The following is a 23,458-nucleotide window of genomic DNA, read 5'->3' on the forward strand; positions in this document are numbered from 1 at the left end:
TGACCGGGAGCGCTCCATTCTCCCGTGAGGACTTCTCCTTTCATGACTGATCTGGTGATCCGCCCGCTCGTCGCAGGCGAGACCCATCTGTTCCACTCCCTGGTACCCGAGGACAACGGCCTGGTCGGCCGGTCCCTGCTGGGCCACACGTACGCCATGACCGACGAGGGCGGCGAGTACCGCCCCGACTGGACCTGGGTGGCCCTGCGCGGCGGCACGGTCGTCGCCCGCGCGGCCTGGTGGGGCGCCCCCACCGACGACAAGCCGGTGGCGCTGGACTGGTTCGACTTCACCGACGCCGACGCCGCCGTGCGGCTGCTGCGGACGGCGACGCTCAAGGCCGAGTACGAACTGCTGCTGCCGCCGGGCTGGCGGGAGCGGCGGGAGGTCCGCGAGGCCGCCCAGACCCGCATCGACGCGGCGATCGTCTCCGGCATGGAGCCGCTGGTCGAGCGCTACCGCTACACGTGGACGCCCGAGTGCGGGATTCCCGCGCGCACCGGACGGCTGGAGTACCGGCCGGAGCCGGACGACGCCGTGATCCTGGACGTCCTCAAGCGCATCGGGGCCGGCAGCCTCGACGCGCACACCCGGCGCGCCGTCGAGCTGCACGGCGCCGACGCCGCGGCCCGTGAGGAGCTGGACGTCCTCAACTGGTTCCCGTCGCCGCGCGAATGGTGGCGGCTGGCGTGGACGCCCGAGGGCGAGCTCGTGGGCATCCAGGTGCCGGCGCGCAACCCGAACGCGTACTGCGTCGGTTTCGTGGGGGTCCTGCCGGAGCGGCGCGGCCACGGCTACGCGTACGACCTGCTGGTGGAGTGCACGCACGACCTGGTCGGACACGGCGCCGAGCTGATCGCCGCCGCCACCGACCGAACCAATCTGCCGATGGCGGCGCACTTCGCCAAGGCGGGATATCCGGTCACCCAGGAGCGCGTCAACCTGGTGTGATCCCCCGGCCGGCGGGCAGCATGGTGCCCATGCGCTTCGACGTGTGGGCACCGGACGCCGGTGAGGTGGAGGTACGGGTCGACGGACGGGCCCACGACATGGAGCGCGACCCCGTGCGCACGGGCTGGTGGTGCGCCGAGGTGCCCGCCGTGCACGGTGCGCGGTACGCGTTCGCGCTCGACGAGGGCCCGCCGTTGCCCGACCCCCGCTCCCGCCGCCAGCCGGACGGACCGGACGGTCCGAGCGCGGTCGTCGACCACGGCGTCTTCGGCTGGGCCCACGACTGGCCGGGCCGCCCACTGCCCGGCGCGGTCCTGTACGAACTGCACGTCGGCACCTTCACCACCGCGGGCACCTTCGACGCGGCCGTCGAACACCTGCCGTATCTGGCCGGGTTGGGGATCACGCACATCGAGCTGATGCCGGTGTGCCCGTTCCCCGGCACGCACGGCTGGGGCTACGAGGGCGTGTCCCTGTGGGCGGTCCACGAGCCCTACGGCGGCCCGGACGGCCTCAAGCGGTTCGTGGACGCCGCGCACGGCCACGGACTCGGGGTGGTGTTGGACGTCGTCCACAACCACTTGGGCCCGTCCGGCAATTACCTCCCGCGGTTCGGGCCGTACTTCACCGACCGCCACCACACCCCCTGGGGCGACGCCGTCAACCTGGACGCCCCCGGCTCCGACGAGGTCCGCGACTTCCTCGTCGGCAGCGCCCTGGCCTGGCTGCGCGACTACCGCCTCGACGGGCTGCGGCTCGACGCCGTGCACGCGCTGGTCGACACCCGCGCCGTGCACCTGCTGGAGGAGCTGTCCACGGCCGTCGACGCGCTGTCGGCGTCGCTGGGCCGGCCGCTGTTCCTGGTCGCCGAGTCCGACCGCAACGACCCGCTCACCACCACCCCCCGCGACGCGGGCGGGCTCGGTGTGCACGCCCAGTGGAACGACGACTTCCACCACAGCCTGCACGCGGCCGTCACCGGGGAATCCGCCGGATACTACGCGGACTTCGCCGTCTCGCCGGTCACGGCCCTGGCCAAGGTGCTGAAGGGCGTCTTCTTCCACGACGGCACGTACTCCGGCTTCCGCGGCCGCCGGCACGGTCGACCGGTCGACCGGTCGACCGTGCCCGGACACCGCTTCCTGGCGTACACCCAGACCCACGACCAGATCGGCAACCGGGCCACCGGCGACCGGCTCGGCGCCACCGTGCCCCCGGGCCTGCTGGCCGCCGCGGCCGCGCTCGTGCTCACCTCGCCGTACACCCCGATGCTCTTCATGGGCGAGGAGTGGGGCGCCCGCACGCCCTGGCAGTTCTTCACCGACCACAGCGACCCCGAGCTCGCGGCCGCCATCACCCGCGGCCGGCGCCGCGAGTTCGCCTCGCACGGCTGGAACGCCGAGGACATCCCGGACCCCCAGGACCCGGCGACCCGGCTGCGCTCCTGCCTGGACTGGGCCGAGCCGCACGGGGACCCGCACGCCGGCCTGCTGTCCTGGTACCGCCGACTGATCGCCCTGCGGCACGCCGAGCCGGCGCTGACCGATCCGGCGCTGGACGCGGTGCGGGTCGTCACCGCGGAGCACACCCTGTGCCTGGAACGCGGCCCGTTCCGTGTCGCGGTGAACCTCTCCCCCGAGGAGGCGGAGGTACCCCTGCACGACGCGGCCCGGCCCGGAACCCCGGGCCAAGGGGGCCCTGAGGGCTACGAGGTACTCGCCTCATGGCATCCCTGCGCCCTGCCCGCGGGTTCCCGGCTGCTGCGGCTGCCGGGCCACTCCGTCGCGGTCCTGCGCGAGCGGCGGCCCGCGGCCTGACCGGGCCGGGGCCGGCCGCCGTTCAGTCCCCGAGCAGCCGCTTGCGGGCGTGCTCCACGTCGAAGGTCGCGGGCGGGCACTCGGGGTCGATGAGCTCCAGGTGCTCCGTCAGCAGCCGGCCCACCGCCCAGTCGCGGTACCACTTGCGGTCCGCGGGCACGACGTACCAGGGGGCGGCCTCGGTGGAGCAGCGGTTCAGCACCGCCTCGTACGCCTTCTGGAAGGCGGGCCACAGGGCGCGGTCGTCGAGGTCGTCGGGGGTGAACTTCCAGTGCTTGCACGGGTTGTCGAGACGTGAGAGCAGGCGGGCGCGCTGCTCGTCGTAGCCGATGTGGAGGAAGATCTTGACGACGCTGACTCCGTCGTCGGCGAGGGAGGCCTCGAAGGAGTTGATGGTCTCGAAGCGCTCCTCCCAGACCTCCCGCGGCGCCAGACCGCGGACCCGGGCGGCGAGCACGTCCTCGTAGTGGGAGCGGTCGAAGATGCCGATCTGCCCGGCGTGCGGGAGGGCGCGCTTGATGCGCCAGAGGAACGGGTGCGCCTTCTCCTCGGCCGTGGGCGACTTGAAGGCGGTGATGCGGCACCCGGCGGGGTTCAGCAGTCCCGCGAGGTGGCGGACGGCACCGCCCTTGCCGGAGGTGTCGGTGCCCTGGAGGACGACGAGGACGGACCGCGGGTCCCCCGCGGTGGCCTGCGCGAAGAGGCGTTCCTGCAGCACGGTCAGGCGCTCCCGGGTGCAGGGCACGGCCTCCCGCGCCTCCCGCTTGCCGGCCGGGCCGCCCGGTGTGGCGCGGGTGTCGTACGCGCGCAGCCGCACGGCACCCCCGCCCGGGGGGACCCGCAGCAGCGAGCGCAGTCCCTTCGCCTTCGTTTCCGCCGGTCGGTGGTGCGGCACGGCGCCCTCCCTGGCATCGGATGATTTCTCCGATGGTCCGACGGATCCGCGACGCCCGCCAACGGACGCGTCCCGCATCCCCGGTGCGCTCCGCCGGGAGGCGCGGTCCCCGTCGCGGGACCGCGGCGCCGGGCCTGTCCGAACGGCCCCACCGCTCCGCGCAACGGAGTTCACCCGAACCGGTCGCCCCGCCGGACCCGCAGCCCGAAGGACTCCCCGCACCGGCACACCGACCCGCCGGATACCGGCAGACAGAACCGGCAAGCCGCGGCTCGCGCCGCCGGGCCGGCGGCAACCACCCCCGGCCCGAACGGCTGCGCCGTTCCCTCACCCGGTCCGGTCAGTCCGCCAGGCGTGCGGCGTCGCGGGCCAGGGCGGTGAGCCGGGAGATCGCCCGGAAGTACTTCTTGCGGTAGCCGCCGGCGAGCATCTCCTCGCTGAAGATGCGGTCGAAGGGCAGGCCGGAGGCCATGACCGGGACCTCGCGGTCGTAGAGCCGGTCGGCCAGGACGACCAGGCGCAGCGCGGTGGCCTGGTCCTCAACGGGTGCGACGCCGCGCAGGAAGACCGCCTCCACGCCGTCGCACAGGGCCCCGTAGCGGCTGGGGTGGACCCGGGCGAGGTGCGCCAGCAGGGTGGCGAAGTCGTCGAGGGAGGAACCGGCGGTGCGGCCCGCGGCGGCGGTGACCGCGTCCTCGGAGAACGGGGCCGGGGCCTCGGGCAGCCCGCGGTGGCGGTAGTCCTGGCCGTCGATGCGCAGCGAGCGGAACCGGGCGGACAGGCCCTGGATCTCGCGCAGGAAGTCCGCGGCGGCGAAGCGGCCCTCGCCGAGCTTGCCGGGCAGGGTGTTGGAGGTGGCGGCGAGCCGCACGCCGGCGTCCGCGAGCTTGCCGAGCAGCGTCGAGACCAGCACCGTGTCGCCGGGGTCGTCGAGCTCGAACTCGTCGATGCAGACCAGCCGGTGCCCGCTCAGGGCCTGAACGGCCTGCTGGAACCCGAGGGCGCCGACGAGATTGGTCAGTTCCACGAAGGTGCCGAAGGCCTTCTGCTCGCGCGGCGCGTCGGTGGCGTGCCAGAGCGAGGCCAGCAGATGGGTCTTGCCGACGCCGAAGCCGCCGTCGAGGTAGACCCCGCCGGGACCGGCGGGCGCGGCGGGGGCCGCCGAGCGGCGGAACCAGCGCCGGGGCGCGGGGCCGGCGGGCGCGCCCGTCGCCGCGGCGAAGGAGGCGAGCGCGCGCACGGCCTCCGCCTGGCTGGGCTGCCCCGGGTCCGGGATGTAGTTCTCGAACCGTACGGAGTCGAACCTGGGGGGCGGCACCATCTCGGCCACCAGCCGGTCGGCCGGCACCCGCGGCTCGCGGCCGCTCAGCGACACGGGGGGCTCACCACCGGGTATCGGGGCGGTTTCGGGCGCTGCGGTGTAGGACGAGGACACAGCTCTCCAGCCTAGTGCCTCCCGGCGGGGTCCCCGGTCCCGTGTGGTCCAGCCCACGCCGTCGGGGGCACGTGGAAGACTGCTGCCATGCGCCGCCTGTTCCCCCTGCCCGAGGACCCGCACACCCCCGCCGCGCGCGGCGGGGACCTGGACACACCCGAGTCGCTCGCCGAGGCGTACGCGTACCCGGCCGGGGCAGACGGGCTTCCGTGGCTGAGGGCGAACATGGTGGCGTCGCTGGACGGCGCGGCGCGGCACGACGGGCTGTCCCAGCCCCTGTCGTCGGAGGCCGACAAACGGGTCTTCGGGGTGCTGCGGGCGCTGGCCGATGTGGTGGTGGTCGGGGCGGAAACGGTTCGCCAGGAGGGCTACCGCCCGGCCCGTGCCCGCGAGGCGTTCGTGGCGCAGCGGGCGGCGGCCGGACAGCCGCCGGCCGCGGTGATCGCCGTGGTGAGCGCCCGGCTGGACCTGGACTTCTCGTTGCCGCTGTTCACCTCGCCGCTGGTGCCGACCCTGGTGCTGACCGGTGCCGGTGCCCCCGCCGACCGGGTGGCGGCGGCGCAGGCCGCCGGCGCACGGGTGGTCGTCGCGGGCGACGGGGCCGGGGTGGACCCGGCCCGCGCCAAGCGGGAACTCGCCGCGCTCGGACTGCGGCGCATGCTCACCGAGGGCGGCCCGCGGCTGCTCGCGCAGTTCGCGGCGGCGGGAGTGATCGACGAGCTCTGTCTGACCGTCGCCCCCCTGCTGACCGCCGGGGACGCGATGCGGATCATGAACGGCCCCGGTGTCGCGGAGCCCGTCCGCCTCTCTCCCGTGTCGATACTCGAGGAGGACGGGTTCCTTTTCACGCGCTACACGCGCGGATGACGCACCGGCGGCGGTCCGCCGCCCCGCACGACCCGCCTGCTGCCCTGCGGGAGGACTCCACCGCGTGCTCCACAGCCGGACGGGGCAGGATGGTTCCCGTCACCGGCCCGTGGGGCCGCGAGAAAGAAGGACGCGTCCGTGTTCACGACCGTACTCATGATCGAGCAGCCGCTCGTCCCCGCCGACGTGGAGCTGGTCACCACCCTGCACGGCGACGAGCCCGTCTCCTTCGTCGTGCTGATGCAACCCCGCGGGGACCAGGACCGGCTGCTGCGGTCCATCGACGACGTCGTCCTCGGTGAACTCGACAAGGCCGTCCACGAGCACGACCGGCCCGAGGGCGAGAACGCCCTGCTGCCGGCCGAACGAGCGCTGAACCACAGCCTCAAAGCGCTGCGGGACCACGGCAAGGAGGCGGTCGGCGAGGTCGTCGAGCGTCACCCGATCGAGCTGCTGAGGTCCGTCGTCGAGCAGACCCACGCCGACGAGGTGATCGTCCTGACCGCACCGCACCTGGTCGAGGAGTTCTTCCACCGCGACTGGACCTCGCGGGCCCGCCACAAGGTCGGCGTCCCGGTCCTGAAGCTGTTCGCCCACAACGCCGAGGACTGAGCGGCGGGGCGGGGGACGGGCGTCCCCCGCCCCGTGCGGATGGAAGAATCGGGGGTGGCCCGACCACCACGGCACACGCCCGAGCACGCAGGGAGCAGCGCGCATGAGCCCCACTCTTCCCCCCGCCATGGACCGACCGCACTTCATCGGGATCGGCGGCGCCGGGATGTCGGGCATCGCGAAGATCCTGGCCCAGCGCGGCGCGAGTGTCGCGGGCAGTGACGCGCGGGACTCCGAGACCGCCCAGGCGCTGCGGGCGCTCGGCGCGACCGTGCACATCGGGCACGCGGAGGCGCACCTGGCTCCGGACGCGACCTGCGTGGTCGTCTCCAGCGCCATCCGGGACGACAACCCCGAGCTGGCCGCCGCACGCGAGCGCGGCGTCCCGGTGGTGCACCGGTCCGACGCGCTCGCCGCGCTCATGGTGGGCCTGCGCCCCATCGCGGTGGCCGGCACGCACGGCAAGACGACGACCACCTCGATGCTCGCGGTGAGCCTGTCGGCGCTGGGCCTCGACCCCTCGTACGCCATCGGCGGCGACCTGGACGCCCCGGGCTCCAACGCGCACCACGGCACGGGCGAGATCTTCGTGGCCGAGGCGGACGAGAGCGACCGCAGCTTCCAGAAGTACGACCCCGAGGTGGCGATCGTGCTCAATGTGGAGCTGGACCACCACGCGAACTACGCCTCCATGGACGAGATCTACGAGTCCTTCGAGACCTTCGTCGGCAAGATCGTCCCCGGCGGCACCCTGGTCGTCGGCGAGCACGCCGGGGCGCGCGAACTCGCCGCCCGCGTCGCCGGCCGCGAGGGCCTGACCGTGGTCAAGGTCGGCGAGGACGCCGGTGCGGACCTCAGGATCGCCCGGATCACCCCGCAGGGCATGGCGAGCGAGGTCACGGTGTGCCTGGGCGGCCGCGAGCACACCTTCACCGTCTCGGTCCCCGGCCGCCACTACGCGCACAACGCCGTCGCCGCGCTGGCGGCCGGCATCGCGCTGGACGTGCCCGCGGAGGACCTGGCCAAGGCGCTCGGCACGTACACCGGCGTCAAGCGCCGCCTCCAGCTCAAGGGCACCGCCGGCGGCGTCCAGGTGATCGACTCCTACGCGCACCACCCCACCGAGATGACCGCGGACCTGGAGGCCCTGCGCGAGGCCGCGGGCGACCGCCGCATCCTGGTGGTGTTCCAGCCGCACCTGTTCAGCCGCACCCAGGAGCTCGGCCGCGAGATGGGCGAGGCCCTGGGGCTGGCCGACGCCTCCGTGGTGCTGGACATCTACCCGGCCCGCGAGGACCCGATCCCCGGCGTCACCAGTGCCCTGATCATCGACGCGGCGGCCGCCCACGGCGCGGACGTCACCGCCGAACACGACAAGGACGCGGTGCCCGCGCTCGTCGCCGGAATGGCAGGACCCGGTGACCTTGTTCTCACCATGGGCGCGGGAGACGTGACGGACCTCGGTCCGCGGATCCTGGCCCGACTGGAGAGCTGAGCACGAGGGACACGAGGGAGAGGACACCATGGCGTACGAAGTCGACAAGTCCGAGGAGCAGTGGCGCGAGGAGCTGACGCCCCAGGAGTACGCCGTCCTCCGCGAGGCCGGGACGGAGCGTGCGTACACCGGTGAGTACACCGACACCAAGACCAACGGCGTCTACTCCTGCCGGGCCTGCGGCGCGGAACTGTTCACCTCCGGCACCAAGTTCGAGTCGCACTGCGGCTGGCCGTCCTTCTACGACCCGCGGGACAGCAAGGCCGTCGAGCTGATCGAGGACCGCACCATGGGCATGGTCCGCACCGAGGTGCGCTGCGCCCGCTGCGGCTCCCACCTGGGGCACGTCTTCGAGGGCGAGGGGTATGGCACCCCCACCGACCAGCGCTACTGCATCAACTCGATCTCGCTCCGGCTGGAGCCGGCGGAGGGCTGACCGAGGAGGCGCCGCCCGGGACCGGGCGGCGCCGGCTTTCGAGGGCGGCTGGTGCGGTCACGGGCCCCGGCGCCAGAATGTGCCGATGCCCACCTTCCTGCTGCCCTTCCTCGGGGCCTGCCTGCTGATCGCCGCCGCCCCGGGGCCCAGCACCGTACTGATCATCCGCCACTCGCTGCGAAGCCGGCGCGCGGGTTTCATGACCGTGCTCGGCAACGAGACGGGCGTCTTCGTGTGGGGCGTCTCGGCGGCCTTCGGGCTCACCGCGCTGCTCGCGGCCTCACAGGCGGCGTACGACGCCGTGCGGATCGTGGGCGCGGCGGTCCTCCTCTGGTTCGGCGTGCAGGCGCTGCGCTCCGCCCGCCGCGGCCGCGGGGGCCACGGGGAGGAAGTCGAGCCGCAGGCCGCCGCCGTGACCCCCGGCGCGGCCTACCGGGCCGGACTCGGCATGAACCTGGCCAACCCCAAGGCGGCCGTCTTCGCGATGTCCTTCCTCCCCCAGTTCGTGCCCGCGGGAGCGCCCCAACTGCCCACGATGGTGGGGCTGGCGGCGCTGTGGGCGGTCTTCGAGGTCGGCTACTACGGTGCGTACGTCTGGTTCGTCGACCGGCTGCGGTCCGTGTTCAGCCGCGCCGCCGTCCGCCGCCGGCTCGAATTCGTCTCGGGCGGGGTGCTGGTGGCGCTGGGCGTGCGCATGGCCCTGGAGAACTGACGTACTGGCGCACTGACGAACTGTCAGCCACGACGGGAGCTCAGGAGTCCCGCGACCGCCGCGGCACCGGCGGCGAGGACCGCCGCCGACAGGAGGGACAGCAGCGGGTAGGGGATGCGGCCGGTGTGCGAGGCCACGACCAGGCCGCGGACGGCGGCGTTGGCGGGCGAACCGCCTGCGACGAGCACCGCGACCGCGGCCCCCATGGTGACGGGCACCGCCCAGCCGGGACGGAGCAGCACCGGCGGATTGGTGACCGCGCCCACCCCCGTGCCGAGCAGCGCCGACACCAGGACCGCCAGCGCACCCGACACCGCGGCCGGCCCCACCGGGACCGCCTTGAGGTGGTCGGTGGTGTGCGGATCGGCGACCCACAGGACCACGCCGATGCCCACGGCGCCCGTCAGCGCCGAGCACATCAGCGCGGCCAGCATCCCCGCCAGGTGCGCCCGCGCCGGTCCCGAGGCCGCGGCCACGCACGCGCGGGCGGCGGGGGGCTCGACGGTGACGCAGACCCGGACCAGCCACGCGGCGGCCGGGAGCAGCGCGGCCGCGTTCCAGCCGAGGGAGTCCAGCAGGGGCTGCGGCCCCGCGGTGAGGCCGATCGCCAGGACGGCCGCGTAGAGCAGCAGCGGCGGCAGCCAGCGGTAGGAACGCAGCAGCAGGGCGGTCCGGTAGCGCAGCAGCGCGGTCATGCGTCCTCCGGTGGCCCGGCCGCCGGGCGGACCGCCCGGATGTGCCAGGGCGGGTCGGCGTCGAGCAACCGCCGCAGGACGGCGTCGGATTCACGGGCCGGGACAGTCAGCCGGAGCGTGCCGGTCGCGGTCGTCCCGTGGCCGAGGCCCGCGGGCGGTGCGCCGCGTCCGACGGCCTCGACGACCACGAGCGGACCGGTGTCCGCGGCGCCGTCGCCGTCGCCCGCCCGGGGCACGGCCACGGGCACCAGCCGGGTGTCCTCGACGCGGTGGGCGCCCGTCGTGTCACCGGCGAGCCGCCGCCGGTCGTGGTCGACGAACACCGCGGTTCCGCCCGCCGCGACGGTGGTGCGGACGGCGTCGTCCAGCACGGCGCGCGCCGGCTGGTCCAGGCCCGTCCACGCCTCGTCCAGCACGAGCAGTTCCGGCTCGGCCAGCAGCGCCTGGACGACGGCGACCTTCTGGCACGTGCCCTTGGACAGCTCCCGCAGCGGCGTACGGGCGTGCGCGGCGATGCCGAAACGCTCGAGCCATCGCCCCGCGCGATCGGCGGCCGTGCGGCTGCCCAGGCCGTGCACACGACCGAGGTGGACGAGGTAGCCCAGCGCGTCGAAGGGCAGCGCGGGCGGGAAGCGCTCGGGCACGTACGCGGTGCGCGGCCGCCCGGTGACACGTCCGGCGGTGGGGCGGTCGATGCCGGCCAGGACCCGCAGAAAGGTCGACTTCCCGCTGCCGTTGGCGCCCTCGACGCGCAGCAGCTGCCGCCCGGGCAGCTCCAGGTCCACGTCCCTCAGCACCCACGGACCGCGCGCCCCGTAACGCCGGCCGACCGCCTCCAGCCGCACGTCAGTGGGCGCTGGGCTGGTGCGGCTGCGATTCGCTGGGCCGCACGATGACAAAGCCCTCACCCTGGAGCATCAGCTGGACCGCCTCACCCGAACCGCCGCGCAGCATCGAGCCGAAGCTCTGCGAGCGGTGCAGCGAGGTCTGCAGCTGCGCGCTCCAGCCGACGACGGCGTCGGTGTCGACGTAGACCGGCGCCTGCGGGGTGACCGGGATGACGATCGGGCTGCCCTCGCACATCACGCCCAGCTTGCCGTGACCGGTGAACACGCTGTTGAACAGGCCGCCGCCGACCATGCCGGCGCCCTTGACGACCTTTATCTCGTAGCTGAGCGTCGCGTCGAAGACCAGCACGTTGCGGCCGTTGATGGTGAGGCTGTCGCCCGGGTCGATGTCGATGATGAAGCAGTTGGCCGCCTCGTGCGCGAACCAGGCCTCGCCCTGTCCGCGCACCGTCATCAACGGCAGGCCCTCGCCGGTGAGGGCGCGCTTGAGGAACTTGCCGACGCCCTGCCCCTTCACCTCGAACTGCAGGTTCCCGCGGAAGGCGATCATCGACCCCTGCCGGGCCAGGCACTCGCCGTTGACGGCGTACTTGATCGATTTGGCGTTCTGCAGGGTCATGCCGGGCTCGGTGGCCGGCTGCGCCGTGTTCTCGGTCGCAAAGAGGTCGCTGCGCACGGGGTCATCCTGGCCTGGAGGGATCGCCTCTGCCAAGCCCGTCCCGGGGCGGGTGGCAGACTGTTGCGGTGAGCACCGATCCTCGTGACAGCCGTCCCCAGTTCGTTCTTCCGCTGGTCGTCCGCATCGAGCGGGACGCGCCGCCCTCCCGCACCGACGCGCTGGAGACCGCCGCCCGGGCGGTTCTGCTCCTGCGTTCCGACGAGCGTGCCACGGCGGACGGCGGCGAGTGGGCCGAGGCCGTGCACGACTGGGAGGACGCCCGCATCCGCAAGGTGGTGCGGCGCGCCCGCGGCGCGGAGTGGCGGCGCGCGGAGGCCCTGCCGGGGATCACGGTGACGGGCAAGTCGGCCGAGGTCCGGGTCTTCCCGCCGGTCCCGCTGGACGGCTGGCCCAAGGACCTCGCGCGGCTCCAGGTCTCCGGTACGGAACTGGAGGACCCCGAGGCGCCCGCGGAACCCGAGCCGGGCACCCCCGTGCTCTGGCTCAACCCCGACGTGGAGATGTCCGCCGGCAAGGCCATGGCGCAGGCCGGGCACGGCGCGCAGCTCGCCTGGCTCGCGCTGTCCGCGGCCGACCGGCAGCTGTGGCGCGAGACCGGCTTCGCGCTCGCGGTGCGCACCGCCCGGCCCGAACAATGGCAGGCCCTCACCTCCGGCACCCTGCCCGTCGTCCGCGACGCCGGCTTCACGGAGATCGCCCCGGGCTCCTGCACCGTCGTGGCGGACCACCCCGCGCTCCGCTAGGCGCGCGCCGCACCCCGCGGACAGCGCGGCCTGCGGATCGCCCTGGCCGTCACGGGTTCGCCCGGGATCGAAGGCGCACCGATGGGCGTCGCGGCCGCGCTTTCACGGCGGGCCGCCGCGCACAAAGGTCAACCGCACCGCGCGGGCGCTCGCTTCCGGCGGTCCGCCCCCGTTGTGCGGGACGCCGGATGCCCGCAGCGGCCCGCGGACAATGCGTCGCTGGGTTCCCCCTGGATCAAAGGCTCACCGGTGGCCGCCGCCACCGACCCCGCATCCGGCTACGCCCGCGCGGTCGACGACCAGGGCGGTTTCAGGACCCTTCCGCGATCGCGCACCGTCGTGGCCGACCCGGCACTGAGGTGACGGCCGCCACGCGGCAAAGCCCAACCGCACCGCGCGCGCTCGCCTCCGGCGGACCGCCCGCCGGACGCCCCCGGAGGGTGCGCCGCGGGTTGGCCCGGGATCGCGGGATCACCGGGGGCCGTCGCCACCGACCCCGCATCCGGCTTCGCCCGCGCGGTCGGCCGGCAGCGCAGCGTCAAGGACCGCCGCGCGGCGAAGCTCCACCGAAGCGCGCGGCCGCGGCAGTGGCAGGTGCTCGCCTGCGGCGGTCCGCCCGCCGCACCGGACGCGCGCCAACCCCCTTCGGACGGCTCGTCGGCCCGCCGACACCGTCTGCGACGCCGGCCGCAATCCGAGGCGCGCCCAGGTACGTCCAAGGCACCGCGCGGTCTGCGGATCGTCTGGGCCGTCGCGGGTCTGCCCTCACAGTCGGCCACCGCCAAGCGCGAAGCTCAAATTCAGCTCTGAACCACCCGCGGGCGCGGTTCGTGCCAGTTCTGCGGGGCGACAAACCCGGCAGGAGAAAGGGGGGCCCGGTGGAGCACACGAAGTTGGGCACGGGGATCGGGTGGCGGCCGGAGATCGCGGGCACCGTCGAGGCGCTGGCGGAGGCCGGCCGCGTCGACTGGGTCGAGGCGGTCGCCGAGAACGTGTGCCCGGGCCATGTCCCGGACTCCCTGGTACGGCTGCGCGAGCGCGGCGTCACCGTCGTCCCGCACGGGGTGTCGCTCGGGCTCGGGGGCGCCGAGCGGCCCGACCCGGGGCGGCTGGCCGCGCTCGCGCAGCGGGCGGAGGTGCTGGGGGCACCGCTCGTGACCGAGCACATCGCCTTCGTCCGAGGCGGAGGCGAGACGACCGGCTCGGCCCCGCTGGAGGCCGGGCACCTGCTGCCGGTGCCGCGCACCCGCGACGCGCTGGACGTGCTCTGCGAGAACGTGCGCATCGCCCAGGAGGCGCTGCCGGTGCCGCTCGCGCTGGAGAACATCGCCGCGCTGGTCGCGTGGCCGGACGAGGAGATGAGCGAGGGCGCCTTCCTCGCCGAGCTGGTGGAGCGCACCGGCGTGCGCCTGCTGATCGACGTGGCCAACCTGCACACCAACCGCGTCAACCGGGGCGAGGACCCGGTCGCCGCCCTGGACGCGCTGCCGGCCGGGTCCATCGCCTACGTCCACGTCGCGGGCGGCTACGAGAAGGACGGCGTGTGGCACGACAGCCACGCCCATCCCGTGCCCGCCGCCGTCCTGGACGTGCTGGCGGCGCTGTACGAGCGGGCCTGCCCGCCCGGTGTGCTGCTGGAGCGCGACGACGACTTCCCCGCGGGGGACGAGCTGGCGGCCGAACTGGCCGCCGTGCGGGCCGTGGTGGACACCGCGGCGCTGCCCCCGGACGGTGCGCCGACCGCCGCCCTGCCCGCGGGTGTCGCACCGGCCGCGGCGGAAGCGCGGCAGCGGCTGGCCCTGCGCCAGACCGCGCTGCTGTCCGCGCTGGTCGCCGGCACCCCGGTGCCCGAGGGTTTCGACCGGGTCCGGGTCGGTGTGCAGAGCCGGGCCCTGGCGGCCAAGCGGGCCGGCATCGTGGCGAAGGTCGCACCCGAACTGCCGGAGATCCTCGGGCCGGCGTACCGGCCCGCGTTCCTGCGCTACGCCGCCGCCCGCCCGCTCGGCGGGGGTTACCGGCGCGACGCGCTCGACTTCGCCGCGCATCTGCTCGACGGGGCGGACACCGCGGACGCGCCGGACGGCGCCGCCCTGCGCCGGCTCCACGTGTGGTGGCGGGAACGTTCGGGTCCGGCGCCGCTGAACGGCTGGCAACGGCGGCTGCTACGACACCGGTCCGCGATCCCGCGACAGCCCTCACGCGTATTCATACGTATGCGGGACACGCTCCGTTCAAAGCTGCCATAATCTTTTTCAACAGGCCTCCGACCTGCAACGCAAATAGCTGCGGGGGCTGTTCGCCGGGAAACACAACAACGTATCAAGAACTGTGCGGCGATTCCCTGGATTCGCAAATACGTGATGTTTACTGGCCCGGACCGCTTCAAACGCACTAACGTGCGGTCCCATGCGATCCACCCGTTACGCCACCGGACTGAGCCTCGTGGTCGGGGCTTTCGTGGTCACCCTGGCCGCGCTGGCCTACCCGGTCATGTCGGGGCTGAACAGCCCCGCCGTCACCGCGGCCGCCGCCCAGACGGTCGCCACGCAGTACGGTCCGCTCACCCAGCTGGACCGCACCTTCGTCACCAAGGTGCGCCTGGCCGGCCTGTGGGAGTTCCCGGCCGGCCAGATGGCCCTGCAGAAGGGGACGACCTCCGCCGTCAAACGCGCGGGGCAGCACCTGATCGACGGGCACACGGGTCTGGACTCGTCGTGCCGGACGATCGGTCCCCAATTGGGCATCACGCTGCCCAATCAGCCGACTCCGCAGCAAATGGGCTTTCTCGCCACTTTGTCCGCGGCCAACGGCAAGGATTTCGACCAGAAGTTCGCGAACATCCTGCGGCTCGCGCACGGCCAGGTGTTCTCGGTCGTGGCGCAGGTACGGGCCACCACCCGCAACTCACTCGTCCGCGAGCTCGCGGACCAGGCGAACACGACGGTGCTCGACCACATCACCGTCCTGGAGAAGACCGGGCTGGTGAACTTCGACCAGATCTCCGTCGACACCACCGCGAGCCCGACCAACCCCGCGGCCGCGATACCGGTCTCCCCGGCCCCCGGAGAACCGACCTTCATCGTCACCCCGTCCCCCACGTACTCCCTCCCCCCCGCGGCGTCCTCACCCCAGCCGTCGCAGTAGAAATGAGCTATCCATGCCCACACGACAACAGATGAACCACCGGCGCAGGTTGAGCACCAAGCAACTCGTGCTGATAGCCGTGCTGGCACTGCTCGGCTCCGGCGGCACCTTCGCCCTGGTCACCGGCACGGCTTCGGCCCACTGGAGGCCCTCCTCCGGCCACTCCAACGGGTGGCAGAAGCCCAGCTCGTGGAACAGCACGAAGGCCGACAACGGGACCGGCAACGGAGGGAACCAGAACAACGGCGGCCAGAACGGCGGCACCGCCGCGCCGTCCGCCTCCGCCTCCGCGTCGGCCCCCGCCGGCGGTACGCAGACCAACGGCCCGGTCGCGGCGGACTTCGCGGACATCCGCTCCGTCCAGCCGAACGTCCAGCGGGCGGCCAACCAGCGGAGCGCCTCGCGCGGCACCTTCACCGCGCGGTGCGGGCGCAACGAGAACAAGCACAACAACCCCGACAACTTCATCGTGGCCCCGGGTGTCTCCAACGGCGCGCACCACGTCCACGACTACGTGGGCAACCTGAGCACCGACGGGTTCTCGACCAACGAGACCCTGGCGGCGGCCGGCACCACCTGTGCCCGCGGCGACAAGTCGACCTACTTCTGGCCGGTGCTGCGGGCCCGTACCGCCAACGACGCGCCGGACGCCGACGGCAACACCGGCACCATCCTGCAGTCGCAGTCGGTCAGCCTCACCTTCCGGGGCAACCCGACGGCCAAGGTGGTCGGCATGCCGTCCACCATGAGGATCATCACCGGTGACGCCAAGTCGTTCACCAACGGCGTCGCCAACGCCAAGGCGTCGTGGAGCTGCACGGGCTTCGAGAACCGCCAGCTCACCGACAAGTACCCGCTCTGCCCGCGCGGCAGCCGGGTGGTCCGCACCCTCAACTTCCCCAGCTGCTGGGACGGTGCGAACACCGACAGCGCCAATCACCGCACCCACGTCGTCTTCCCCGACGGCGCGGGCCAGTGCCCGGCCGGCACCAAGCCGGTCCCCCAGCTCCAGATGCGCCTGACCTACCAGGTGCCGCAGGGACCGAACTACGCGGTCGACAGCTTCCCCGAGCAGCAGCACAAGCCGGTGACCGACCACGGCGACTTCGCCAACTTCATGCCGGCGAACCTGATGAACCAGCTCGTCAGCTGCATCAACCGCAACCGCACCTGCGGCTGACGCCCCCGGTCCGCCCGCCCGATCCGGGAAATCCCGGGCGGACCCCACGGGGGTTGGGCTAGAACTCCCCCATGTGGATGCTGTTCCTCTGCGTGGCCTGGGCCGCGGCGATCGTCTCCTGCGCACACCTGTGCAGGGCGGCGGTCGCCGCGGCCCAGCCGCCGTTGAGGGCGCCCTCGGAGGGCGAGCGCCGGCTCGGGCTGTACGAGATGGCCTATCTCTCCGGCGGCCCACGCCGGGTGACGGATCTGGCGATGGTCACCATGGGCCGCCAGCGGCGTCTGCACCTGGCCGGAACCGGCTGGGCGACCGTCGTCGACCCCGGGGGACGCAACGCCGTCGAGCGCGCCCTGATCGACGCGATCGGCCCCGGGGGCCAGCGGGAGATCCCCGAGGTCCGCGCCGCGCACGCCGCCTCCGACGTCCTGGCCGCGCTCGCCGACCGCCTCACGGCGGCGGGTCTGGCGGTCCCCGCGGCCACCCGTGAGTCCGTCGCCTCCGGCATGCGCGAGGTGCGCGCGGCCGTGGTCGTCATCGTCGTCATGCTGGCCGCCGCGACCGTCGGCAACCCGGGCGGTGCCGCGCCGGTCGCGCCCTGGTTCGCGCTCCCGCTGCTGCTGGCCGCCGGCTGCCTCGGCATCGCCCGCGTCGAGATCCACCCCTACAGCCGCTGGGCCTCCCCCACCGGCCAGGACCTTTTGCGCGCCGTCGCCGTCCCGCGCTCCCCCGCCCCCGACGACCCGCATCTGCTCACCGCCCTCGCGGTGCGCGGGCCGTCGGCGCTGTCCGACCCCGAACTCCGGGCCGCCCTGGCCTGACGACGACGAAGGGGGCGGCCGGCGGCCGCCCCCTTCGTACGCGTTCCGGAGCCGTCAGGCCAGCCCCGCCACCAGTTCCGCGACCGACCGGCGGCGGCCGGTGTAGAACGGGACCTCCTCGCGGACGTGCATCCGCGCCTCGGAGGCCCGCAGGTGCCGCATCAGGTCGACGATGCGGTGCAGTTCGTCCGCCTCGAAGGCCAGGATCCACTCGTAGTCGCCCAGCGAGAACGACGCCACCGTGTTCGCCCGCACGTCCGGGTAGCCCCGCGCCATCTTGCCGTGGTCGGCGAGCATGCGGCGGCGGTCCTCGTCGGGCAGCAGGTACCAGTCGTAGGAGCGGACGAAGGGGTAGACGGAGACCCAGTCGCGGGCCGTCTCGTCGGCCAGGAAGGCCGGGATGTGGCTCTTGTTGAACTCCGCGGGGCGGTGCAGGGCCATGTTCGACCAGACCGGCTCCAGACGGCGGCCGAGGCGGGTGCGGCGGAACCGGTTGTAGGCGTCCTGGAGGGCGTCGGCGGTCTCCGCGTGCCACCAGATCATGAGGTCGGCGTCGGCGCGCAGACCGGAGATGTCGTAGGTGCCCCGGACCGTCACGTCCTTGGCGGCGAGCTCTTCGAAGAGCTCCTCGACCTCCTCCGCCCAGCCGGCGCGGTCCTCGGGCAGGACGTCGCGGAGCCGGAACACCGACCAGAGGGTGTAGCGGATGACCTCGTTGAGGTCCTTGGCCTTCTTGCCCGCGTTGGGGGCCTTGGCCGGTGCGTCGGAAGCAGTCGAGTCGGTCATGGGGCTATTGTCCCGCGCCGGGTTCCGCCGACGGCCGCAGGGTGCCCAGGACCTGGTCCGCCGCGCCGCGCGCGCTCGCCACGCAGGCGGGCACGCCCACGCCCTCGTACACCGCCCCGCACACCGCGAGGCCCGGCAGCTTGGCGACCTGCTCGCGCACGCGGGCGACCCGGGCGAGGTGGCCGACCGGGTACTGCGGCAGGCCCCCGTCCCACCGGGTGACCCGGGCGGCGACCGGCGCGGCGGTGAGCCCGACGGCCTCGCCGAGGTCCTCCCGGGAGAGCCGGACGAGGTCGGTGTCGTCCCAGGCGAGGTCGGCCTCCTGGCCGTACCGCCCGACCGAGGTGCGCAGCACGTATACGTCGGAGTCGGCGGTGCCGCTCCAGTGCCACTTCTGGCTGGAGAAGGTGGACGCCTTGATCGTGCGGCCGTCGACCGGCGGCACGAGGAAGCCGCTGCCGGGCAGGGCGTGCGTGATCTCGCGGCGCCGGAAGGCCATCGTCACCAGGGCGACACTCGCGTACTCCACCGCCGCCAGGTCGGCCGCGGCACCCGGCGACTCCGAGCCCAGCAGCCTGGCCGCGGCGGGCGCCGGCACCGCCAGCACGACCGCGTCGGCCTCCATCACCTCGCTCGCGCCGTCGTGGTCCCAGGTGACCTGCCAGCCGTCCGGGGTGCGCCGCAACTGCCGTACGGGGGCGCCGGTGAGGATGCGGGCGCCGGCGGCGCGGCACGCCTCGGCGACCGCGACCGGCAGCCGTCCGACGCCGCCGCGGATGCCCGCGAAGACCGGCGCCGGCTCCTTCCCGGTGGACGCGCTCGCCGCCGCGGCGGCGCGGCGCTGGGTCTCGCGGACCGCCTCGATGAGGGAGCGGCCGGAGCGGGCGCTCTCGTACAGCTGCGGAATGGCGGCGCGCAGGGAGATCTCGTACGCGTTGCCCGCGTACACCCCGCCCAGCAGCGGGTCGACGAGCCGGTCGACGACCTCGTGGCCGAGCCGGGCCGCGACATAGGTGCCGACGGCGACGTCGTCGCCCACCTTGGTGCGGGGCAGCACGTGGTCCAGCGGCAGCCGCGCCAGTCCGGCCGCGGAGAGCACGCCGGAGGCGGCGAGCGAGCCGATGTCACCGGGGACGCCCATGACCCCGCCCTTGGGCATGGGACGCATCCTGCCGCGCGTCCAGAGCCCCGCGGTGGTCGTGGCGGGCGGCTCCAGGTCGTCGCCGAGGCCGACGGCGCGGGCCAGGTCCACCGCTTCGGGGCGGCGGGCCAGCAGTGACTCCGCGCCGAGGTCGACGGGGACGCCCGCGATCTCGTCCGCGTACAGCTTGCCGCCGAGCCGGCCGGAGGACTCCAGCACCGTCACGCGCGCCGCACCGCCCTCCAGCAGGAAGTGCGCCGCGGAGAGTCCGGAGACCCCGCCGCCGACGACCACCACATGTCCGGCCCGGGGCTGCGTTTCGCTCATGCCTCCACTGTCTCAGACGCCGGAACGAGCCCTAACCGTGACCTCTTCGGGATCGCGGGCCCGAAACCCCCTGCCGTTCGGCGGCGTCGAACCTGCGACATCCGCGCCGGCCCCAGGGGGGACCCCATGAAGGCACCAACGACCGCTGTCCGCAGAACACTTGCCGCCCTCGCGCTGGCGGGTGCGCTCGCGCTGACCGGTTGCAGCGCGTCCGACGGCGGCAGCCTGCAGAGCAGTGGCGACGACAAATCCGTCGCCGAACCGGCGCAGGCCCCGGCGGCCGGCAAGGCCGAACAGGACTCCGGCGCCTCCGGGACCACGGTCGACAAGGCCAACGGGACCCCCGTCCTCGACCGCTCCCTCGTCGTCCGCACCGCGACGCTCACCGTCGAGGCCAAGAACGTCCCCGACGCGCTCGCCCGGTCCCGCACCCTCGTCGAGGCCGCGGGCGGGTACATCGGCGACGAGAGCACCTCCCTGGACGACGAGGGCAACGAGCACTCCCGCGTCACCCTGCGCGTCCCGCCGGCGGACTACGAGCGGGTGCTCGGCGACCTCGCGGGCCTCGGCAGGCTCCTGGAGCGCAAGGTCAGCGCGCAGGACGTGACGAGCCAGGTCGTCGACGTGGAGAGCCGCATCAAGACGCAGCGGGCGAGCGTCGCACGGGTGCGGGAACTGATGGACCGGGCGACCAGGCTGAGCGACGTGGTCACGCTGGAGGGGGAACTCAGCAGCCGCCAGGCCGATCTGGAGGCGCTGGAGGCGCAGCAGGCCTCGCTCAAGGAGCGCACCGGCATGGCGACGGTGACCCTCGTGCTCACCGAGCAGGACCAGGTCGCGGCACCGGCGAAGGCCGACGGGTTCTGGGCCTCCGTGGGCGACGCGCTCGGCGCGGGCTGGCACGCGCTCTACGTGACGCTGCGCGTCCTGCTGATCGCCCTGGCCGCCGCGCTGCCGTTCGCCGTCCTCGCCCTGCTGGCGCTGCTGGCCTTCCGGCTGCTGCGCCGCCGCCGCGGCGACCCGGTCGCGCCGGCGCCGGCCACCGAGCCCGCCGCCGCGGTCGAGCAGCCGCGCCCCTGACGCGCCGCGCGCCCGGTCCGTGCGGCACCGCACGGACCGGGCGCGGGAGCGGCAGGCCTCAGCGCGCCGTCTCCCGGTGGACGAACTCCACGAGCCGCGTGAGCGCGTCCGGGTCCGTCGACGGCAGCACGCCGTGCCCGAGGTTGAAGATGTGCCCGGGCGCGGCCTGCGCCGAGTACAGCACCTCGCGCGTCTTCTTCTCCACGGCCGCGGTCGGGGCGAACAGCACCGCCGGGTCCAGGTTCCCCTGGAGCGCCTTGTCGGGGCCGACGCGCCGCGCCGCCTCCTCCAGGGGCACCCGCCAGTCGACGCCGACGACGTCCGCGCCCGCCTCGCCCATCAGCCCGAGCAGTTCGCCGGTGCCGACGCCGAAGTGGATGCGGGGCACGTCGTACCCGGCGACCGCGTCGAAGACCTTCACCGAGGCCGGCATCACGTAGCGCCGGTAGTCCTCCGGTGCCAGCGCGCCGACCCAGGAGTCGAAGAGCTGCACCGCGCTCGCGCCGGCCTCGATCTGCACCTTGAGGAACGCGGAGGTGATGTCCGCGAGCCGGTCCAGCAGCTGCGCCCACAGCTCGGGCTCGCCGTACATCAGCGCCTTGGTGCGCTCGTGGTTGCGCGAGGGACCACCCTCGACCAGGTAGCTGGCGAGCGTGAAGGGCGCGCCGGCGAAGCCGATCAGCGGCGTGGCGCCGAGTTCGCCGGTGAGCATGCCGATCGCCTCGGTGACGTACTTGACGTCGTCGGGCTCCAGCGGGCGCAGCCGGTCGAGGTCCGCGGCGCTGCGGATGGGCTCGGCGACGACGGGCCCGACGCCGGGCTTGATGTCGAGGTCGAGGCCGATGGCCTTGAGGGGGACCACGATGTCGCTGTAGTAGACGGCCGCGTCGACCTTGTGGCGGCGCACCGGCTGCAGCGTGATCTCGGTGACGAGGTCGGGTCGCGTGCACGACTCGAGCATCGGGATGCCCTCGCGCACCTTGAGGTACTCGGGCAGGGAGCGGCCTGCCTGGCGCATGAACCACACGGGGGTGTGCGGCACGTGCCGGCGACGGCACGCCAGGATGAAGGGGGAAGCAGCGGTCTGCTGGTGCGCACTCACCCCCGAATCTTCGCATGCGCCAAGTGGGCGACCCGCCCAACCGGGTGTCCTCCCTCACTGAAGCCGCCCTTCGGCCTACGCTTCCGGGCATGGCAGCGGCTCATGGGCACCTCTCGGACGGGAACGACGCCCCTCTCCCGTTCCAGCACGCGGTCGACGCGCTGCGGCGCGCTCGCGTACGGAGCGAGGTCGAGCTCGAACCCGTGCCGCCGCCCAAGCGCCTGGCCCCGCACGCGTACGCCCTGGAGGCGGCCGTCGTGGTGGAGGGCGAGGAGCTGGCCGACGGCCGGCTGGTGCTGCTGTACGACGCCGACGGCCAGGAGGGCTGGCAGGGCGCCTTCCGCCTGGTGACGCTGGTCCGGGCCGAGCTGGAACCGGAGATGGCGGGCGACCCGCTGCTGCCCGAGGTGAGCTGGTCGTGGCTGACCGGTGCCCTGGAGACGCACGGCGCCGCCTTCGACGCGGCCGGCGGCACGGTCTCGCGCAGTTCCTCGCACCACTTCGGCGCGCTCGCCGAGCGCGAGGACTCCACCCGTATCGAGATCCGCGCCTCCTGGACGCCGGTGGCACCGGCCGCCGGTGGCGTGCCGGACGTCGCCGCGCACCTGGCGGGCTGGTGCGACCTGATGTGCACGAGCGCCGGGCTGCCCCCGGCGCCGGCCGAGCCGCGCGCGCCGCTCGGCGGCGCGCCGTCCGTCGTACCGCTGCCGAAGCGGCGCGGTCCGCAGCAGACCCGCTGACCCCCGGCCGTCCGACCTCGCGCTTTACCGCCGTCAACACGCCCTCACACGCGATGAACGCGATCTTCACACCTTCGATCGACAACGATCGACAGGGCGTCCGAATTGCCGGAATTGTTACTAAACAAATCGTGATCTTTCTCTAAAGCCGGGCGAAGTTGCTGCCGAAGGAACCTGTGACCCTTCCAGCCACGTCCCAGGAGGCCCGGTGTCGGTTCTTCTCGAGCACCCCACAAGCCTGGTCGCCTACCGCCCGAACAAGCCGACCGCAATGGTGGTTGTCGCCGACCCCCGCGTTCGCTCCACCGTGACCCGCCATCTGTGGGCGCTCGGTGTGCGCGACGTGATCGAGGCGTCCTCCGTCGCTGAGGCCAGGCCGCGGGTCGGCACCCCCCGAGACATCTGCGTCGCCGACGTTCACCTCCCCGACGGATCCGGGCTGACCCTGCTCGCAGAGACCCGCGCCGCGGGCTGGCCCAACGGCCTGGCCCTGTCCGCCGCCGACGACATCGGCGCCGTCCGCAACGCCCTCGCCGGCGGCGTCAAGGGCTACGTCGTCACCGGCACGCGGACCAACCTCGGCATCCCCGGACGCCCCGGCGGCGCCCCCATCGGCGCGGCAGGCCAGCGCATCCAGCGCCGGCCCCCCGGTGCCCCCGGCCACGGCGGCGGCTACCGCGAACTGTCGGGCCGCGAGGTCGAAGTCCTCCGGCTGGTCGCGGAGGGCCAGTCGAACAAGGCGATCGGCGTCTCGATGGGCCTGTCCGCGCTCACCGTCAAAAGCCACCTGGCGCGCATCGCCCGCAAGCTCGGCACCGGCGACCGCGCGGGAATGGTCGCGGTAGCGCTGCGTACCGGCACTTGACCATCCGTACTGGGAGCCTGCCCGATGGTCACTGCCGTCCGTGTCACCGTTGTCCGGCAGCAGCAATGAATCCTTCAACGGCATCCTGTG

The 23,458-nt window shown here is 73.7% G+C and carries 23 protein-coding genes; 15 read left to right on the top strand and 8 right to left on the bottom strand.

Features of this window, described 5'->3' with window-relative positions:
• Positions 1 to 42: 42 nt before the first annotated feature.
• Together ABZ883_RS37430 and treZ are read left to right on the top strand one after the other, a co-directional pair.
• On the top strand, positions 43 to 951 hold the full coding sequence (locus tag ABZ883_RS37430) for a GNAT family N-acetyltransferase (protein ID WP_360914674.1): 909 nt from the start codon (positions 43 to 45) through the stop codon (positions 949 to 951).
• Positions 952 to 980: 29 nt separating this feature from the next.
• Positions 981 to 2,768: a malto-oligosyltrehalose trehalohydrolase gene (treZ, locus tag ABZ883_RS37435; RefSeq protein ID WP_360914677.1), complete on the top strand. Its 1,788-nt coding sequence runs from the start codon at positions 981 to 983 to the stop codon at positions 2,766 to 2,768.
• A gap of 22 nt (positions 2,769 to 2,790) precedes the next feature.
• Here the strand turns inward: treZ and ABZ883_RS37440 are convergent, their stop codons facing one another.
• Together ABZ883_RS37440 and zapE are read right to left on the bottom strand one after the other, a co-directional pair.
• Positions 2,791 to 3,663 (bottom strand): PPK2 family polyphosphate kinase, encoded by an 873-nt coding sequence (locus tag ABZ883_RS37440; protein WP_360914680.1) that lies wholly within the window; start codon positions 3,661 to 3,663, stop codon positions 2,791 to 2,793.
• A gap of 340 nt (positions 3,664 to 4,003) precedes the next feature.
• Positions 4,004 to 5,038, bottom strand: a complete 1,035-nt coding sequence (gene zapE / locus ABZ883_RS37445; RefSeq protein ID WP_360914683.1) for a cell division protein ZapE — start codon at positions 5,036 to 5,038, stop codon at positions 4,004 to 4,006.
• Between the two features lie 147 nt (positions 5,039 to 5,185).
• Here zapE and ABZ883_RS37450 point away from each other — a divergent pair, with 147 nt between their 5' ends.
• From ABZ883_RS37450 to ABZ883_RS37470, 5 genes are all read left to right on the top strand, one after another.
• Entirely contained in the window at positions 5,186 to 5,965 is a 780-nt protein-coding gene (locus ABZ883_RS37450; protein ID WP_360914686.1) for a pyrimidine reductase family protein, read from the top strand.
• Between the two features lie 138 nt (positions 5,966 to 6,103).
• Positions 6,104 to 6,577, top strand: a complete 474-nt coding sequence (locus ABZ883_RS37455; RefSeq protein WP_360914689.1) for an indole-3-glycerol phosphate synthase — start codon at positions 6,104 to 6,106, stop codon at positions 6,575 to 6,577.
• Positions 6,578 to 6,680: 103 nt separating this feature from the next.
• The gene (gene murC / locus ABZ883_RS37460) at positions 6,681 to 8,072 is read left to right on the top strand and encodes a UDP-N-acetylmuramate--L-alanine ligase (RefSeq protein ID WP_360914692.1); all 1,392 of its coding nucleotides are present in this window, start codon (positions 6,681 to 6,683) and stop codon (positions 8,070 to 8,072) included.
• Between the two features lie 28 nt (positions 8,073 to 8,100).
• Positions 8,101 to 8,508, top strand: a complete 408-nt coding sequence (gene msrB / locus ABZ883_RS37465; protein ID WP_360914695.1) for a peptide-methionine (R)-S-oxide reductase MsrB — start codon at positions 8,101 to 8,103, stop codon at positions 8,506 to 8,508.
• Between the two features lie 85 nt (positions 8,509 to 8,593).
• Entirely contained in the window at positions 8,594 to 9,220 is a 627-nt protein-coding gene (locus tag ABZ883_RS37470) for a LysE family translocator (protein WP_360914698.1), read from the top strand.
• A 23-nt stretch (positions 9,221 to 9,243) separates the two neighbouring features.
• On the opposite strand, the gene ABZ883_RS37475 is transcribed toward ABZ883_RS37470, so the two are convergent.
• Genes ABZ883_RS37475 through ABZ883_RS37485 form a run of 3 tightly spaced genes read right to left on the bottom strand, consistent with a single transcriptional unit; the run spans position 9,244 to position 11,439 of the window.
• Positions 9,244 to 9,915 (bottom strand): ABC transporter, encoded by a 672-nt coding sequence (locus tag ABZ883_RS37475; RefSeq protein ID WP_360914701.1) that lies wholly within the window; start codon positions 9,913 to 9,915, stop codon positions 9,244 to 9,246.
• Positions 9,912 to 10,760: an ATP-binding cassette domain-containing protein gene (locus ABZ883_RS37480; protein ID WP_360914704.1), complete on the bottom strand. Its 849-nt coding sequence runs from the start codon at positions 10,758 to 10,760 to the stop codon at positions 9,912 to 9,914. Before ABZ883_RS37480 ends, ABZ883_RS37475 begins: the two co-directional genes overlap by 4 nt.
• A 1-nt stretch (position 10,761) precedes the next feature.
• The gene (locus ABZ883_RS37485; protein WP_360914707.1) at positions 10,762 to 11,439 is read right to left on the bottom strand and encodes an AIM24 family protein; all 678 of its coding nucleotides are present in this window, start codon (positions 11,437 to 11,439) and stop codon (positions 10,762 to 10,764) included.
• A 68-nt stretch (positions 11,440 to 11,507) separates the two neighbouring features.
• Between ABZ883_RS37485 and ABZ883_RS37490 the strand changes: the two genes are divergently transcribed.
• From ABZ883_RS37490 to ABZ883_RS37510, 5 genes are all read left to right on the top strand, one after another.
• The gene (locus ABZ883_RS37490; RefSeq protein ID WP_360914710.1) at positions 11,508 to 12,185 is read left to right on the top strand and encodes a peptidyl-tRNA hydrolase; all 678 of its coding nucleotides are present in this window, start codon (positions 11,508 to 11,510) and stop codon (positions 12,183 to 12,185) included.
• A gap of 878 nt (positions 12,186 to 13,063) precedes the next feature.
• The gene (locus ABZ883_RS37495; protein ID WP_360914713.1) at positions 13,064 to 14,431 is read left to right on the top strand and encodes a DUF692 domain-containing protein; all 1,368 of its coding nucleotides are present in this window, start codon (positions 13,064 to 13,066) and stop codon (positions 14,429 to 14,431) included.
• 160 nt (positions 14,432 to 14,591) lie between these two features.
• Positions 14,592 to 15,329 (top strand): DUF4142 domain-containing protein, encoded by a 738-nt coding sequence (locus ABZ883_RS37500; protein WP_360914716.1) that lies wholly within the window; start codon positions 14,592 to 14,594, stop codon positions 15,327 to 15,329.
• Positions 15,330 to 15,342: 13 nt separating this feature from the next.
• On the top strand, positions 15,343 to 16,509 hold the full coding sequence (locus tag ABZ883_RS37505) for a DUF1996 domain-containing protein (protein WP_360914719.1): 1,167 nt from the start codon (positions 15,343 to 15,345) through the stop codon (positions 16,507 to 16,509).
• A 71-nt stretch (positions 16,510 to 16,580) separates the two neighbouring features.
• Positions 16,581 to 17,327 (top strand): TIGR04222 domain-containing membrane protein, encoded by a 747-nt coding sequence (locus tag ABZ883_RS37510; protein WP_360914722.1) that lies wholly within the window; start codon positions 16,581 to 16,583, stop codon positions 17,325 to 17,327.
• Between the two features lie 54 nt (positions 17,328 to 17,381).
• Here the strand turns inward: ABZ883_RS37510 and hemQ are convergent, their stop codons facing one another.
• Both hemQ and hemG read right to left on the bottom strand, forming a co-directional pair.
• Complete coding sequence (gene hemQ, locus ABZ883_RS37515; protein WP_360914725.1) at positions 17,382 to 18,113, bottom strand: hydrogen peroxide-dependent heme synthase; 732 nt, start codon at positions 18,111 to 18,113, stop codon at positions 17,382 to 17,384.
• 4 nt (positions 18,114 to 18,117) lie between these two features.
• Positions 18,118 to 19,581, bottom strand: a complete 1,464-nt coding sequence (hemG, locus tag ABZ883_RS37520; protein ID WP_360914728.1) for a protoporphyrinogen oxidase — start codon at positions 19,579 to 19,581, stop codon at positions 18,118 to 18,120.
• A 126-nt stretch (positions 19,582 to 19,707) separates the two neighbouring features.
• On the opposite strand from hemG, the gene ABZ883_RS37525 reads away from it, so the two are divergent.
• On the top strand, positions 19,708 to 20,661 hold the full coding sequence (locus ABZ883_RS37525) for a DUF4349 domain-containing protein (protein WP_360914731.1): 954 nt from the start codon (positions 19,708 to 19,710) through the stop codon (positions 20,659 to 20,661).
• 58 nt (positions 20,662 to 20,719) lie between these two features.
• Here the strand turns inward: ABZ883_RS37525 and hemE are convergent, their stop codons facing one another.
• Entirely contained in the window at positions 20,720 to 21,763 is a 1,044-nt protein-coding gene (gene hemE, locus ABZ883_RS37530) for a uroporphyrinogen decarboxylase (RefSeq protein ID WP_360914734.1), read from the bottom strand.
• Between the two features lie 89 nt (positions 21,764 to 21,852).
• On the opposite strand from hemE, the gene ABZ883_RS37535 reads away from it, so the two are divergent.
• Both ABZ883_RS37535 and ABZ883_RS37540 read left to right on the top strand, forming a co-directional pair.
• Complete coding sequence (locus ABZ883_RS37535; RefSeq protein ID WP_360914737.1) at positions 21,853 to 22,503, top strand: DUF3000 domain-containing protein; 651 nt, start codon at positions 21,853 to 21,855, stop codon at positions 22,501 to 22,503.
• A 208-nt stretch (positions 22,504 to 22,711) separates the two neighbouring features.
• Positions 22,712 to 23,368, top strand: coding sequence for a response regulator transcription factor (locus ABZ883_RS37540; RefSeq protein WP_360914740.1), 657 nt, complete (start codon positions 22,712 to 22,714; stop codon positions 23,366 to 23,368).
• Positions 23,369 to 23,458 lie beyond the last annotated feature (90 nt).

The sequence above is a fragment of the Streptomyces sp. NPDC046977 genome (assembly GCF_040644455.1).
In the GTDB taxonomy this organism is placed as follows: Bacteria; Actinomycetota; Actinomycetes; order Streptomycetales; family Streptomycetaceae; genus Actinacidiphila.

Bases quoted from the DNA above. Each gene is read 5' to 3' on its own strand.
- hemG (WP_360914728.1), bottom strand. From the start codon at position 19,581: ATGAGCGAAACGCAGCCCCGGGCCGGACATGTGGTGGTCGTCGGCGGC.
- treZ (WP_360914677.1), top strand. From the start codon at position 981: ATGCGCTTCGACGTGTGGGCACCGGACGCCGGTGAGGTGGAGGTACGG.
- ABZ883_RS37450 (WP_360914686.1), top strand. From the start codon at position 5,186: ATGCGCCGCCTGTTCCCCCTGCCCGAGGACCCGCACACCCCCGCCGCG.
- ABZ883_RS37510 (WP_360914722.1), top strand. From the start codon at position 16,581: ATGTGGATGCTGTTCCTCTGCGTGGCCTGGGCCGCGGCGATCGTCTCC.
- hemQ (WP_360914725.1), bottom strand. From the start codon at position 18,113: ATGACCGACTCGACTGCTTCCGACGCACCGGCCAAGGCCCCCAACGCG.
- ABZ883_RS37505 (WP_360914719.1), top strand. From the start codon at position 15,343: ATGCCCACACGACAACAGATGAACCACCGGCGCAGGTTGAGCACCAAG.
- ABZ883_RS37535 (WP_360914737.1), top strand. From the start codon at position 21,853: ATGGCAGCGGCTCATGGGCACCTCTCGGACGGGAACGACGCCCCTCTC.
- ABZ883_RS37430 (WP_360914674.1), top strand. From the start codon at position 43: ATGACTGATCTGGTGATCCGCCCGCTCGTCGCAGGCGAGACCCATCTG.
- msrB (WP_360914695.1), top strand. From the start codon at position 8,101: ATGGCGTACGAAGTCGACAAGTCCGAGGAGCAGTGGCGCGAGGAGCTG.
- ABZ883_RS37500 (WP_360914716.1), top strand. From the start codon at position 14,592: ATGCGATCCACCCGTTACGCCACCGGACTGAGCCTCGTGGTCGGGGCT.
- ABZ883_RS37525 (WP_360914731.1), top strand. From the start codon at position 19,708: ATGAAGGCACCAACGACCGCTGTCCGCAGAACACTTGCCGCCCTCGCG.
- murC (WP_360914692.1), top strand. From the start codon at position 6,681: ATGAGCCCCACTCTTCCCCCCGCCATGGACCGACCGCACTTCATCGGG.
- ABZ883_RS37475 (WP_360914701.1), bottom strand. From the start codon at position 9,915: ATGACCGCGCTGCTGCGCTACCGGACCGCCCTGCTGCTGCGTTCCTAC.
- ABZ883_RS37470 (WP_360914698.1), top strand. From the start codon at position 8,594: ATGCCCACCTTCCTGCTGCCCTTCCTCGGGGCCTGCCTGCTGATCGCC.